We start from the raw sequence: 12,751 nt of genomic DNA, 5'->3' as shown, positions 1-12,751 counted from the left end.
GAAATAGAACGTGTTCTTGTTTTGTGTGGCAGGGTGGGGGCCTATGGGGACCGTGCTTCCGCAGGGGCGGCTGGCGATCGGGATGCAGTTGCCGATCCAGTCGCAGTCGTCGATCTACCGCGAGCCGTGGGAGGCCCATGCCGGCGCGCCGGAGCTCGCTGCTGTGGCCCGGGCGGCCGACGCCGCCGGGTTCTTCTACGTGGCGGTGTGCGACCACGTGGCCATCCCGGCCGACAAGGCCGAAGCGATGGGCACCGAGTGGTGGGACACGGTGGCCACGCTCGGCTGGCTGGCCGGGATCACCGAGCAGGTCCACCTGCTGAGCCACGTGTACGTGCCGGCCTATCGGCACCCGCTCCAGGTGGCCAAGGCGTTCGCCACCCTCGACGTCGTGTCCGGCGGACGGGTCATCCTGGGCGTCGGCGCCGGCCACGTCGAGGGCGAGTTCGAGGTGCTCGGCGTGCCGTTCGCCGAGCGCGGCAAGCTGCTCGACGAGTCGATCGACGCCCTGCGGGCGGCCTTCGCCGAGGACTGGCCCACCCTCCCCGGACCCCGCTGGCCCGCCGCCGACCTCGGGCAGCACCCCCGCCCGATCCAGGAGGACGGGCCGCCGATCTGGGTCGGTGGGTCGTCCCCGGCCGCCATCCGCCGCGCCGCCCAGCGCGGCGACGGCTGGCTGCCCCAGGGCCCGGTCACCCCCGAGATCGTGGCGAAGATCCACGAGCTGCGCGAGGCCGCCGGGCGCCACGACCCGTTCGACCTTGGCGCGCTCATCGGGGCCACCTACGTGGGCGAGGCCGACTGGGACCTGGGCGAGCCGGCGCTGACCGGCAGCCCCGACAAGCTCGCCCACGTCCTGCGCAAGTTCGCCGGGCTCGGGGTGGGCCAGGTCCAGATCCGCCTCAAGTCCCGCTCGGTCGACGAGCTGGTCGACCAGATCGGCCGCTTCGGCGCCGAGGTCATCCCCCAGCTCACCGTCTGACCGGTTCGACCGGTCACCCCGGCCCGCCCGTCCGGGCGCGCCGCCGCTTCCAGGAGGTCGCACGTGTTGCTCGAAGGCAAGGTCGCCGTGGTGTCCGGCATCGGACCCGGCATGGGTCGGGACATCTCCCTCGCGTTCGCCCGCGAAGGCGCGTCGGTCGCCCTCGGCGGCCGCACGCTGAGCCGGCTCGAGGAGGTCGCAGCCGAGGTCGAGGCCCTGGGCGTGCGCGCCCTGCCGGTGGTGTGCGACATCGCCGACGAGGCCAGCGCCCAGGCGGCGGTGGACACCGCCGCCGAGGAGCTGGGCGGGATCGACATCCTCGTCAACAACGCCTACGACGGCGGCGACAACAGCAAGTTCATGGACGCCGACCTCGACCGCTGGCGCCGGACCATGGACGTCAACCTCTGGGGCTCGCTGTCGATGACCCGCGCCGTGGTGCCGCACATGGAGGCGCGGGGCGACGGGCGGATCATCATGATCAACTCGATGTCGGTGCAGCGCATCCAGCAGCGGTGGGGCGCCTACGTGGCCTCCAAGAGCGCATTGGCCGGCGTCACGAAGACCCTGGCGCTCGAGCTGGGGGAGAAGGGCATCCGGGTGAACGCCATCCACCCCGGCTACATCTACGGCGACTCCGTCGAGTGGTACTTCAACCACCTGGCCGAGAAGCGGGGCATCCCGTTCCAGGAGGTCTACGACGAGGTCGCCTCCGAGACGTGCCTCGGCTACCTGCCGCACTCCGAGGAGATCGCCGGGACCGCCGTGTACTTCGCGTCGGACCTGGCCAAGCCGGTCACCGGCCAGATGATCGGCGTGAACGCCGGCCACTGGTTCAACGGCTGACCCCCTTCCAGCGGGCGCCACGAGCGGGAAGGATGCAGCCATGAGCACCCCACAGCAGCACGCCGGTTCCGTGATCGAGGTGAAGACGTCGTTCTTCTTCCTCGCCTTCCTCCTCGCCCTCTTCAAGCCCCAGGCGTCCATCGACGGCAGCGCGCCGTTCCCGGTGGGCTGGGGGAGCACCCCGATCCCGGTGCCGCCCGGCCGGCACCAGGTCGAGGTGTGGCTGCCGTACCTCTTCCTCCCGCAGATGGGGAAGAACGGAGCCATCGTCGACGTGCCGCCCGGCGGCTCGGTCCAGGTCTGGTGGAAGTCGCCGTGGATCGTGTTCATGAAGGGCTCGATCATCGTCAGCGGCCCGGCTCCGCTCGGCGCCCCGGCCGGTCCGCCGGCGGGTGGCGCATGGGGCGGCGCGCCCGCCTCCATCCCGCAGACGATGGCGCAGGCGCCCGGCGCCGGCTGGGGCTCGGTGCCGCCCACGGCGGCCGCCGCCCCCGGCGGCTGGCACCCGGACCCCGCCGGCCGCCATGAGCAGCGCTACTACGACGGCACCGCCTGGACCGACCACGTGGTCGACGGCGGCGTCCAGAGCACCGACCCACTCGGCGGCTGAACCCCATGAGGAGCACCACATGAAGCTGTTCGCTTTCGTGAAGCGCAAGGAGGGCATGTCCCGCGAGGACTTCCTCGACTACTGGCACAACAGCCACGGCCCGCTGATCCGCGACACCCCGGGCCTCGGCGACCGGACGGTCAGCTACTCGCAGCACCCATCGGCGCCCGAGGACCGCTCCGGCTGGGACGGCGTGGCCGTGCAGGAGTTCGCCCACTGGGACGACTTCATCGCCATGCTCGGTGGCGAGGCCGGCGACGCCATGCGGGCCGACGAGGCCAACTTCCTCGACTCGTCGAGCATCAAGGTGGTCTTCACCGGCGACGCCGTCCACATCATCGAGCCGGCCAGCGGCACCGACGCCGACATCGAACCGTGAGCGGCCGCTTCGCCGGTCGCCAGGTGCTGGTGACCGGCGGCGGCTCCGGCATCGGCGCGGCCACCTGCGCCCTCTTCGCTCGAGAGGGCGCTGCGGTCACGGTGCTCGATCGCGACGGCGAGAGCGCCGGCCAGGTGGCCGCCGAGGTGGGCGGGCGCGCCGTGGTGTGCGACGTCCGCGACGGCGATGCCGTGACCACCGCGGTCCACGAGGCCGCCGAGGCCATGGGCGGGCTGACCGACCTGGTCAACAACGCGGGCATCGGCACCGCCAAGCCGCTGCTCGACTACTCCGACAAGCAGTTCGCCCTGCTCATCGCCGTGAACCTCACCGGCACGTTCCACGGCATCCGGGCCGCCGGGCCGATCATGCTGGCGGCCGGCCGGGGCTCCATCGTGAACAACGCCTCGCTCACCGGCATCCGCCCCACCCGCGGCGAAGGCCCCTACTCGGCGGCCAAGGCCGGCGTGCTGGCCCTGACCCAGAGCGCGGCGCTCGAGCTGGCGCCTGCGGTGCGGGTGAACGCGGTGGCGCCCGGGATGATCGAGTCGCCGCTCACCGCCATGGTCGTGGCCAACGACGCGTGGCGCACCGCCGCCGAGGCCGGCACGCCCGCCGGCCGCATCGGCACGTCCGACGAGGTGGCCGAGGTCATCGCCTTCCTGGCCAGCGACGCCGCGTCCTACGTGACCGGCCAGACGATCGTCGTCGACGGCGGGTCGGTGCTGCCCAGCCTCCAGTCCGACGCCCTCCTGCGGGCCATCTCCGAGTCGGGCTTCTGACCGTGTCGGAGCCCGTCGTGCTCAGCGACACCGACCGCATCCGGAACCTGCTCGGGCTCTACTGCGAGCGCATCGACGCCGGCGACTTCGCCGGCGTCGGGGAGCTCTTCGCCCGCGGCGAGCTGGCCGCCGGCGACCTCGACGCCCCGGCCTTCGTCCGTGGGGCGGAGGCCATCGGTGCCTTCTACGCCAAGGGGGCCAAGCTCCACGACGGCAGCCCGCGCACCAAGCACCTCGTGGTCGACACGATCTTCGAGGAGCCCGCCGCCGACGGGACGGTGGTGGTGCGCTCGTCGTACCTCGTGCTGCAGGCCGCCGAGGGCTTCCCCCTTCAACCGCTGGTGACCGGCCGCTACGTCGACCGCTTCGCCCGGGACGATGCCGGCGCCTGGCACTTCGCCCGCCGCCACTTCGCCCTCGACCTGGTCGGCGACCTGAGCCAGCACTGGGCCGGCCCGACGGGCTGAGGAGGCGAGCGGTACGGTCGCCCCATGGCCGATGCCGACGGACCGCTGGTGCTGCGCACGGACGCCGCGCACGTCGCCACCCTCACCATGGACCGACCTCGGAGCCGCAACGCCCTCAGCCGGGCGATGCTCGCCGCGCTGGCCGAGCAGCTCGCTGCGGTGGAGGCCGACCCGTCGGTCCACGTGGTGGTGCTGGCCGGCAACGGTCCGGCGTTCTCGGCCGGCCACGACCTCCGGGAGATCCAGGCCCACCCCGACGCCGAGCTCCGGGAGCGGCTCTTCGCCCAGTGCTCGGACCTGATGGTCCAGGTGGCGCGGCTGCGCCAGCCGGTGATCGCCGCGGTGGCCGGCGTCGCCACCGCGGCCGGGTGCCAGCTGGTGGCCAGCTGCGACCTCGCGGTGGCCGGCGCCTCGGCCCGCTTCGCCACGCCCGGCGTCGACATCGGCCTGTTCTGCTCCACCCCGATGGTGGCGCTCACCCGTGCGGTCGCCCCGAAGCACGCCATGGAGCTGCTGCTCACCGGCGACCTGGTCGGGGCCGAGGAGGCGGCGCGGATCGGGCTGGTCAACCGCGTGGTGCCCGACGCCGAGCTCGCCTCGGCGGTGGCCGCGCTGGCCGGGCGGATCGCCGCCAAGTCGCCCCTGACCGTCGCCATCGGCAAGGAGGCCTCGTGGCGCCAGCGGGACCTCCCGGTGGTCGACGCCTACGCCTACACCTCGGCGGTCATGGCGCGGAACCTCGACACCGCTGATGCCACCGAGGGCATCGCCGCCTTCCTCGAGAAGCGCGACCCCACCTGGCAGGGCCGCTGACCCGTCGCCACGAGTCCGGCGGGCCCGGAGCCGCTCCGGCCGCGCCGAACCGGCCGATACGGTCACCGCCATGGCCGACCCGCACCCCGACCCCACGTGGATCACCCGGCTGGACCCGGAGCAGGACCCGCAGGCCCGGCCCGACGGGGTGCGCCTCGCGGTGAAGGACTGCATCGACGTCGCCGGCGTCCCCACCACCGCCGGCTCGCCGGCGGTCGCCGCCGTCGCCGAGCCCGCTGCCGTCGATGCCGCCTGCCTCTCCGGGGCACGCGACGCCGGCGCCCGCATCGTCGGCAAGGCGAACCTGCACGAGCTGTGCTTCGGCTCGTCGGGGGTGAACCCGCACTACGGCACGCCCGTGAACCCCCTCGACCCCCGCCGGGTCCCGGGCGGGTCGTCGAGCGGCTCGGCCGTGGCGGTGGCCAGCGGCGAGGTCGACGTCGGCATCGGCACCGACACCACCGGATCCATCCGCACCCCGGCGGCCTGCTGCGGCGTGGTCGGTCTCAAGACCACGTGGTCGCTCGTGCCGGTGGCCGGCGTGCGCCCGCTGGCGCCCTCGCTCGACACGGTGGGCGTGCTGGCCCGCTCGGTGGCCGACCTGGCCGTCGGCGCCACCCTCCTCGACCCGCGGCTCACCGACGGCGACCTCACGGCGTCGCCCACCATCGGCCGGTTCCGCCTCCCCGACACCGACCCCACCATCGACGCGGCCATCGACTCGGCCCTGCTCGACGCCGGGTTCCTGGTGGACGAGGTCGAGCTGCCGGGCTGGGCCACCGCCCACGCCGCGGCGCTGACCGTGCTGTTCGGGGAGGCCCTGCTCGTGAACGAGGACCTGTGGGAGCACCACCGCGACTCGCTCGGCGAGGACGTGCTCGAGCGGTTCACCTTCGCCCAGGCCATCGGCCCGGCCGAGCTCGGCGAGGCCCGGGGCCGCCGCGAGGCCTGGCGGACCGAGCTGGCCGAGGTGCTGGGCACCGTCGGCGTGCTCGCTCTGCCGGCCATGGCCACCTACCCGGCGCGGATCGGTTCCCACGCCGTGGCCCCGAACGCCGCCGCACCGGCCATCAGCCTCTCGGGGCACCCGGCCCTCGCCCTGCCGGTGCCGTCGGGCGGGCTGCTGCCGGCGTCGATCCAGCTGGTGGCCCCGGACCACCACGAGCCGCGGCTGCTCGCCACCGCAGCGGCCATCGAGGCCGCGGTGGCCGCCGCCGGCTGAGCCCCGAACGCCGCAGCACCGGCCGTCAGCCTGTCGGGGCGCCCGGCCCTCGCCTTGCCGGTGCCGTCGGGCGGGCTGGTGCCGGCGTCGATCCAGCTGGTGGGCCCGGACCACCACGAGCCGCGGCTGCTCGCCATCGCGGCGGCCATCGAGGCCGCGGTGGCTGCGGCCGGCTGAGCCTCAGCGCCCCAGGAACCGGCGCTTCTTCTTGGTCAGCTCAAGCTCGGTGATGGCGGCGGGCGCGTAGCGGCGGGCGGTGGCCTCCAGCCAGGTGGCCGGTTCGGGCAACCCGGTCACGGCGCGCACCAGCTCGAACAGGTCCTGCTCGTCGTCGGCCGGTCGCTCGGGGTCGTTCCAGCGCAGGTAGGCCTCGGCAGGGAGTGGTGCACCGGACTCGTGGACGACCTCGTGCTCGGAGCGGGAGAGCTCGCGGACAGCCTGGCCGTCCTCGTAGTGGGCGAAGGCGTACGTGCTGCTCGAGCCCTGCCAGGTGGCCCACGTGGCCTGCCCCTTGCGCTCCGACAGGCCGGTGGCCCAGCCGTTGCTCACGATGAGGCGGGCCACCAGGAGCAGGCCGGCGCCGGTCTCGGTGACCGCGAGGGTGGGGCGGGCCCAGTCGCCGTCGTCCGGGCCGAGCACGACCTCCTCGACGCTGGCCGGTGCGGCATCGGTCTGGGGGCGGTAGCCGTTGGCCAGGGCGAAGCCCTCGACGGTGGCCGACGGCCCCTGGGCGTGCACGAGCGACAGGTTCCAACCCATCCGCCGAGCGTATCCACGGCCCCTGCGGCCGGCGCCGGGCGCGGCGCTCGGTGATGGCGCGTCGCCCGCGATCGCGTGGCACACTGAAACGAGAACGTGTTCTCGTTTTGGTCGTCGTCGGCAGGTCGGCGGCACGAGCACGCGGCATCGACCACACGACGCAAGGGGACCACGCGTGCAGGATCTGGGCAGCGGCAAGACGACCGAGCGGCCGGTCCGGCTGGGTGGCGCCCTCGTCACCATCGTCGAGCCCCACAAGGGCCACGAGGTGGCCTACAACCGCTGGTACGAGCGGGACCACTTCTACGCCGGCTGCATGATCGGCGCCTGGAACATCAGCGGGGCCCGCTTCGTGGCCACCAAAGACCTCAAGGCGCTCCGCTACCCGGCCGACTCGCCGGTGATCCCCGATCCCACCAGCGGCTCCTACCTCGCCCTCTACTGGGTCCTGGCCGGCGGCTTCGGCCAGTGGATGCAGTGGGGGAGCGCCCAGGTGCAGTGGCTCCACGAGCACGACCGCATGTTCGAGGAGCGGGAGCACATCCACACGCTCATGTACAAGTTCCGCACCGAGTTCGAGGAGCCCGACGGCGTGCCGGTGGAGCTGGCCCTCGACCACCGGTCGCCCTACGTGGTGGTGGTCATCGGCGAGCCCACCGCCGGCACCTCGCTCGACGACGTCGACGCCTGGTTCCGCGACCAGCCCCTCCTGGGCGTGGTCGGCGCCGAGCTGACCGCCATCCCGCTGCCGAGCGACGCCGCCGCGGGGGTCAAGGCCGACTCCGCCGAGAACCGCTTCTGCCAGCTGTGGTTCGTCGACGCCGACCTGCCCGCCACCTGGGACGACACCTTCGGCCCCCTCGGCCGGCGCTTCGCCGAGGCCGGCCTCGGCGAGTTCGTCCTCGTCGCCCCCTTCCGCGCCACCGTCCCCGGCACCGACCAGTACACGGACCAGCTCTGGTAGCCCGCGCGACCGGCCGGCCTACCGGCCCCGCGCGAGCCCTCGCCTCAACCCACCCACCCGCACGGCCGCACCCGCACATCTGACGGTCCGTCAGATCACCGAATAGGATCCCCAGCATGGAAGACACCGTGGAGAGCACCTTCCCGAAGATCATCTCGGTCGACGACCACGTGATCGAGCACGGCCGGGTGTGGCTCGACCGCCTGCCCGCCAAGTACCACGACGTCGGGCCCCGCACCATCCAGGAGCGCGGCACCATGCAGTTCGTGGGCGGCGTGTTCAGCTACGAGCCGTCCGACGACGGCGAGCTGTGCGACTGGTGGCTCTACGAGGACAAGCGCACCCCGCAGACCCGGCTCTCGGCCGCCGCCGGCTTCAGCCGCGACGAGGTGAAGGTCACCGGCATCACCTACGAGGAGATGCGCAAGGGCTGCTGGGACCCCAAGGCCCGCATCGAGGACATGGACGCCAACTGGACCGACGCCCAGATGTGCTTCCCCTCGTTCCCCCGCTTCTGCGGCCAGGTGTTCATGGAGGCCCAGGACAAGGTCCTGTCGGACCTGTGCGTGAAGGCCTACAACGACTGGATGGTCGAGGAGTGGTGCGGCGACTCCGGCGGCCGCCTCATCCCGCTCACCATCACCCACCTCTGGGACGCCGACCTGGCCGCCGCCGAGGTGTACCGCAACGCCGCCCGCGGCGTGCGGGCCGTGTGCTTCAGCGAGATCCCGCCCTACCTCGGCCTGCCGTCGATCCACGGCGACTACTGGGAGCCCTTCTTCCGGGCCTGCGCCGAGACCGGCACCACCATCAACATGCACATCGGCTCGTCGTCGAAGATGCCGTCGACCTCGGCCGACGCCCCCGCTGCGGTGGGCTCCACGCTCACCTTCGGCAACGCCATGAGCTCGCTCACCGACTGGATGTTCTCCGGCTGGCTGGCCCGCCTGCCCGACCTCAAGATCGTCTACTCCGAGGGCCAGATCGGCTGGATCCCGTACATCCTCGAGCGGGCCGACAACGTCTGGGAGGAGAACCGGGCGTGGGGCGGCTTCGGTGACAAGGTCCCCGAGCCGCCGAGCACCTACTACTACCGCCAGATCTACGGCTGCTTCTTCGACGACGTGTACGGCCTCGAGAACATCGAGAAGTGCGGCGTCAACAACATCTGCTTCGAGACCGACTACCCCCACTCGGACTCCACCTGGCCGCACTCCAAGACCGTGGGCGAGAAGCTGATGGGCGACCTCCCCGAGGACGTCATCTACAAGCTGGTGCGCGGCAACGCCATCAAGCTGCTCGACCTCGACTTCGACAAGTAGCCGCCGGCCCGGCCTGCCCACCGATTCGAGCCGCCGGCGGATGCGGCACCGGGTCAAGACGCCACCGCAGCTCGTCCACCGACCCTCCCTCGCACAACCGCAGGGAGGGTCGGTGCGTTCCGGGCCTGGGGTGCGTCTCGCCGGGCCGAGCCCGACCGCAGCTCGTCCACCGACCTTCCCTCGCGCTACAGCAGGGAGGGTCGGTGCGTTCCGGGCCTGGGGTGCGTCCCGCCGAGCCGAGTCCGGACCGCAGCACGTCCACGCACCTTCCCTCGGGCCCAGCGGGGAGGGTTGGCCCGTCCCCGGCCGGGATCGCAGCCGCCAGGTCGAGCCCCACCGCAGCTCGTCCACCGACCCCCCCTGGCGCTACAGCAGGGAGGGTTGGTGCGTTCCGGGCCGGGGTCGCAGGGCACTGTCGGCGCGCTCACCGACCTCGGGCGACCCGGTGCCCTGGTCGGTCCGACCCGCCGCTGGCCGGCTCCGCGGATCCCTGAGCGGTCCGGTGCCCTGCTCGGTTCGCCGGAGGCTCTGCCGACCCGGCGGCTCATCGGGCGGCAGGAAGCGGCGCGGTCCGGTGCCGGGCTCGAGGTGCCAGCCGTGGTGGGTCTTGCGGCGGTGGCAGTCCGGACAGAGCGGGTCCTGGTTGTCGAGCCGGGTCTCGGGCACCTGGGCGTAGGGCACCCGGTGGTCGATCTGGAGGGCGACGGTCCGGTTGCAGGCCCGGTTGGCGCACCGCAGGCCCAAGGCCTCGATGGCCGTGCGCTGGTGGGCGTTCAGCCCTCGGCCGAGGTGGGCGACGGTGACCACGTCCCGCCCCTTGGTGACGACGGCGGCGAGGAACGGATCGTCCCGCAGCAGCTCGCGGACGGCACCGGCGGAGATCGGTCCAACGCCCGCCACCTCGCAGGTCTCGCCAGCCACGGTGTGGCCTCGCACCAGCGCTGAGTGGTCGATCCGCACGATCACCTTCACGTTGTTGCCGCCCGGCGGTCGGGCCCGCACCGGCCCGGCCGGTCGATCGCCCGTGCCGACACGAGCGGGCGCCGCGTGCTGGCGACCGTGCGCACCGGGTCCGGGCGGCGCAGCAGCGCTGGCCATCGGGTCTGGCGCCGCCGGCTCCGCGGAGGCCAGCGGCGGCGTTGGCGCGTCAGCCCCCGTTCGGCCACGGACCGACGCCCCCGACGCAGCCGACTCCGGCGGCGCTGCAGGGTCAGGCCCCGTCGAGGCGGATGCGGCCGAGCCCGGTGCCGCCGAACCCGTGGCGGCCGGCTGCGCCGGGCGTGAGCCCGACGCCGGAGCCGGCCGGTCGGCGCTCGCGCTGCTGGCCTGGAGGTCGGCGAGGAAGGCCTGGAAGGCGTCGTACGAGCGGTTCTCGAAGGTGTCCCGGATGCCGTCGGTCCGGCCGGTGCGGAAGGCCTGCTCCTCGTAGGGCCGCAACAGGGACAACAGGCGCACGCCGTCGGCCGCCGGCCCGCGGAGGTTGAGGCAGAAGGCTCCGTCACGGTCGGTGCGGGTGCGCACCGACCGTTCGGCCCGGATGCGCCGCTCCCGCGTGGCCGAGTCCGTGGCGGCGGCCTTGACCCGCGCGGCCTCGTCCTTGAGCTTGGCGGTGGTGTCGTTGGCCGCCGCATCGACAGGGAGTCCTCGGCGTCCGGGTCCGCCGTGGCGGCATCGGCCACGGCGGCCGCCTGGTCGGGGGAGAGCTTGCCGGACCGCATCTGGTCCTTGGTCTTGCCCAACCGGTCGGCCTTCGCGGCGGTGCCCAACTGGGCGTTGGCCTCCCGCACCGTGATCCCGGCCTGGGCGGCCAACCAGTCGGCCGCCGAGGCGTGGCCCTGGCCCCGCCATGCGTCGGTCTTCGCCACCCGCATGGCAGCGAACATCCGCCCGGTGGCCGCCGCCTTCTCGATGACCGCGAGGTCCTGCACCACAGCGGCGGCGTCAGCGCCGCTCATCCGCTCCGGATCCAGAGCGCGGACCAGCGCCAAGGTCTGGGTCCGCAACTCCTCCGTTCGGGTCATGGATGGCATCGTACTCGAACACACGTTCGATCACAACAGGTGGTTTCCGGATTGCTCCATCCTCCTGGCGACGGAGCGAGGCCACCGCTCAGGGCGCTGGGTGCGACCCCGAAGCGAGCTCGACGAGCAACTCGTCCAGCTGGCCGAAGGTCTCGTGCATCGCCTCGGAGGCGCCTCCGCCCTCGGCGTCGAGCGCTTCCTTCGAGGGGTACCGCTCGCGCACGACGACCACCGTCCTGCCGTCTTCCTCGGTCAGGGTGACCGTGGTGACGGAGGACTCCTCACCACCTTCGTCGTTCGTCCAGACGATGCGCGACGGCGGCGTCACCTCGAGGTAGGTGCCGAAGAAGTCCATGCCACCGCTGAAGCCGAGGCGGTAGGTGCCACCCGTGCGGACGTCCATCTCGCAGGAGTCCAGCACCATCCCCATGGACCTCGGCACCCACCAGCGTCGGAAGAGGTCGGGGTTCGACCACGCCTCGAAGACCAGGCGGGCCGGAGCGTCGAACGACCGCGTGACGACGACCTCGCGATCCGACACCCGCTCGACCTGCGTGCTGCTCCCCGCTGCGGCGGCCCGATCTCGACTACTCGTGTCCATGTGCCTGCTCCTTGTGCTTGAGGTCTTCGATGACGTGGTCGAGCTCGCCGAAGCGGGCGTCCCATCGCCGCTGGTACTGGTCGATCCACTCGGTCACCTCGGCGAGGCGGCGGTCCCCGATGCGGCAGGTGCGGACGCGACCGACCTTCTCGGTGGCGACGAGCCCGGCCTGCTCGAGGATGCGCACGTGCTTCCCCATGCCCGTGGGGGACATGTGGAAGCGATCGGCGAGGTCCGAGATCGAAGCCTGCTCGCGGCCGAGCTGCTCGAGCACCCCCCGCCGCGTGGCGTCCGCCAGCGCTGCGAAGCAGGTGTCGAGCCTCGCGCTCCGATACTGAACCATGTGGTTCAGTGTTGCACGACGGCGGCAGGAGCACAACCGCGAACCGGGCGTCCGCCTAGCGGTCTGGCGGTGGAGGGTGAGGGGTCAAGCGTCGTTCGTACGAGGTGCCGGGCCGGCCGGCCACCTCGGTCCGCTCGACAGGAGCGAAGCCGGCGTTCATGAGCACTCGGCTCGGCGCGACGTTGAGGTCGGAGGTCTTGGCACGCAGCAGCCGGAGGCCGTGGCGATCGGCGGCGATCACGCACAGCTGTCGCAGCGCCGTGGTCGCGACGCCAGCACCGGCCACCCGCTCGGCCATCCGGTACCCGACATCGGCGCTTCCGTCGGCGATGTCGTACAGGTTGATGCGCCCCAGGATCTCCCCATCCACGCCGACCAGCACATGGAAGGCACCGTGCCCGGCTGCTTGCTGCTCCAGGAGCTTGGCGTGGCGCTCGGCGTACTCCGCGAAGTAGTCATCGCCGCGATCGGTCACCGACGCTGCGAAGTAGCTGCGGTTCTCTCGCTCGAAGGCAAGGACCGCAGCGGCATGGTCACCACGCAGCTCCTGCACCTCGTAGCGGGGCCGGGCTGCTGCGGTCCTGGGTGGGGATCCTTCGGGCTCGGGCCTGGCGCCGTCCTCGGCCATGGGCCTGAGGTT

At 72.7% G+C, this 12,751-nt stretch carries 15 protein-coding genes; 10 read left to right on the top strand and 5 right to left on the bottom strand.

Translation table 11 applies throughout. The annotated features are described in order from the left end of the window. Positions 1–82 precede the first annotated feature (82 nt). From KSP35_RS09740 to KSP35_RS09705, 8 genes are all read left to right on the top strand, one after another. On the top strand, positions 83–982 hold the full coding sequence (locus KSP35_RS09740) for a TIGR03619 family F420-dependent LLM class oxidoreductase (protein WP_217001319.1): 900 nt from the start codon (positions 83–85) through the stop codon (positions 980–982). 63 nt (positions 983–1,045) lie between these two features. Continuing rightward, positions 1,046–1,828, top strand: coding sequence for an SDR family oxidoreductase (locus tag KSP35_RS09735; RefSeq protein ID WP_217001317.1), 783 nt, complete (start codon positions 1,046–1,048; stop codon positions 1,826–1,828). A 40-nt stretch (positions 1,829–1,868) separates the two neighbouring features. Next, positions 1,869–2,438, top strand: coding sequence for a DUF2510 domain-containing protein (locus KSP35_RS24270; RefSeq protein ID WP_254127075.1), 570 nt, complete (start codon positions 1,869–1,871; stop codon positions 2,436–2,438). A 19-nt stretch (positions 2,439–2,457) separates the two neighbouring features. Then, complete coding sequence (locus tag KSP35_RS09725; protein ID WP_217001315.1) at positions 2,458–2,817, top strand: EthD domain-containing protein; 360 nt, start codon at positions 2,458–2,460, stop codon at positions 2,815–2,817. After that, positions 2,814–3,599 carry an SDR family NAD(P)-dependent oxidoreductase gene (locus KSP35_RS09720; protein WP_217001313.1) on the top strand — a complete coding sequence of 262 codons (786 nt, stop codon included), beginning with the start codon at positions 2,814–2,816 and terminating at the stop codon, positions 3,597–3,599. The genes KSP35_RS09725 and KSP35_RS09720 overlap by 4 nt, the downstream gene beginning before the upstream one ends. A 17-nt stretch (positions 3,600–3,616) precedes the next feature. Next, entirely contained in the window at positions 3,617–4,066 is a 450-nt protein-coding gene (locus KSP35_RS09715; protein WP_217001311.1) for a nuclear transport factor 2 family protein, read from the top strand. 24 nt (positions 4,067–4,090) lie between these two features. Beyond that, positions 4,091–4,879: an enoyl-CoA hydratase gene (locus KSP35_RS09710; protein WP_217001309.1), complete on the top strand. Its 789-nt coding sequence runs from the start codon at positions 4,091–4,093 to the stop codon at positions 4,877–4,879. A 70-nt stretch (positions 4,880–4,949) separates the two neighbouring features. After that, entirely contained in the window at positions 4,950–6,101 is a 1,152-nt protein-coding gene (locus KSP35_RS09705) for an amidase (protein WP_217001307.1), read from the top strand. 180 nt (positions 6,102–6,281) lie between these two features. On the opposite strand, the gene KSP35_RS09700 is transcribed toward KSP35_RS09705, so the two are convergent. Beyond that, positions 6,282–6,860, bottom strand: coding sequence for a hypothetical protein (locus KSP35_RS09700; RefSeq protein ID WP_217001305.1), 579 nt, complete (start codon positions 6,858–6,860; stop codon positions 6,282–6,284). 175 nt (positions 6,861–7,035) lie between these two features. Between KSP35_RS09700 and KSP35_RS09695 the strand changes: the two genes are divergently transcribed. Both KSP35_RS09695 and KSP35_RS09690 read left to right on the top strand, forming a co-directional pair. After that, positions 7,036–7,824 carry a hypothetical protein gene (locus KSP35_RS09695; RefSeq protein ID WP_217001303.1) on the top strand — a complete coding sequence of 263 codons (789 nt, stop codon included), beginning with the start codon at positions 7,036–7,038 and terminating at the stop codon, positions 7,822–7,824. Positions 7,825–7,940: 116 nt separating this feature from the next. Next, on the top strand, positions 7,941–9,146 hold the full coding sequence (locus KSP35_RS09690) for an amidohydrolase family protein (protein WP_217001301.1): 1,206 nt from the start codon (positions 7,941–7,943) through the stop codon (positions 9,144–9,146). Between the two features lie 366 nt (positions 9,147–9,512). Here KSP35_RS09690 and KSP35_RS09685 read toward each other — a convergent pair whose 3' ends face one another. From KSP35_RS09685 to KSP35_RS09670, 4 genes are all read right to left on the bottom strand, one after another. Beyond that, positions 9,513–10,667: an HNH endonuclease signature motif containing protein gene (locus tag KSP35_RS09685; RefSeq protein WP_217001299.1), complete on the bottom strand. Its 1,155-nt coding sequence runs from the start codon at positions 10,665–10,667 to the stop codon at positions 9,513–9,515. 588 nt (positions 10,668–11,255) lie between these two features. Next, positions 11,256–11,768, bottom strand: a complete 513-nt coding sequence (locus KSP35_RS09680) for an SRPBCC domain-containing protein (protein ID WP_217001297.1) — start codon at positions 11,766–11,768, stop codon at positions 11,256–11,258. Continuing rightward, positions 11,755–12,111 carry a helix-turn-helix transcriptional regulator gene (locus KSP35_RS09675; protein ID WP_217001295.1) on the bottom strand — a complete coding sequence of 119 codons (357 nt, stop codon included), beginning with the start codon at positions 12,109–12,111 and terminating at the stop codon, positions 11,755–11,757. Before KSP35_RS09675 ends, KSP35_RS09680 begins: the two co-directional genes overlap by 14 nt. A 55-nt stretch (positions 12,112–12,166) precedes the next feature. Continuing rightward, complete coding sequence (locus tag KSP35_RS09670; protein ID WP_217001293.1) at positions 12,167–12,739, bottom strand: GNAT family N-acetyltransferase; 573 nt, start codon at positions 12,737–12,739, stop codon at positions 12,167–12,169. Between the last annotated feature and the right edge of the window lie 12 nt (positions 12,740–12,751).

It is taken from the genome of Aquihabitans sp. G128 (genome assembly GCF_019048865.1).
Lineage (GTDB): Bacteria > Actinomycetota > Acidimicrobiia > Acidimicrobiales > Iamiaceae > Aquihabitans.
The sequence above is the reverse complement of the archived record's forward strand: the minus strand, read 5'-3'. Positions and strand labels throughout refer to the sequence as shown.

Excerpts from the sequence above, each read along its gene's own strand:
- KSP35_RS09675 (WP_217001295.1), bottom strand. The coding sequence starts at position 12,111 with ATGGTTCAGTATCGGAGCGCGAGGCTCGACACCTGCTTCGCAGCGCTG.
- KSP35_RS09725 (WP_217001315.1), top strand. The coding sequence starts at position 2,458 with ATGAAGCTGTTCGCTTTCGTGAAGCGCAAGGAGGGCATGTCCCGCGAG.
- KSP35_RS24270 (WP_254127075.1), top strand. The coding sequence starts at position 1,869 with ATGAGCACCCCACAGCAGCACGCCGGTTCCGTGATCGAGGTGAAGACG.
- KSP35_RS09705 (WP_217001307.1), top strand. The coding sequence starts at position 4,950 with ATGGCCGACCCGCACCCCGACCCCACGTGGATCACCCGGCTGGACCCG.
- KSP35_RS09670 (WP_217001293.1), bottom strand. The coding sequence starts at position 12,739 with ATGGCCGAGGACGGCGCCAGGCCCGAGCCCGAAGGATCCCCACCCAGG.
- KSP35_RS09690 (WP_217001301.1), top strand. The coding sequence starts at position 7,941 with ATGGAAGACACCGTGGAGAGCACCTTCCCGAAGATCATCTCGGTCGAC.
- KSP35_RS09680 (WP_217001297.1), bottom strand. The coding sequence starts at position 11,768 with ATGGACACGAGTAGTCGAGATCGGGCCGCCGCAGCGGGGAGCAGCACG.
- KSP35_RS09710 (WP_217001309.1), top strand. The coding sequence starts at position 4,091 with ATGGCCGATGCCGACGGACCGCTGGTGCTGCGCACGGACGCCGCGCAC.
- KSP35_RS09740 (WP_217001319.1), top strand. The coding sequence starts at position 83 with ATGCAGTTGCCGATCCAGTCGCAGTCGTCGATCTACCGCGAGCCGTGG.
- KSP35_RS09700 (WP_217001305.1), bottom strand. The coding sequence starts at position 6,860 with ATGGGTTGGAACCTGTCGCTCGTGCACGCCCAGGGGCCGTCGGCCACC.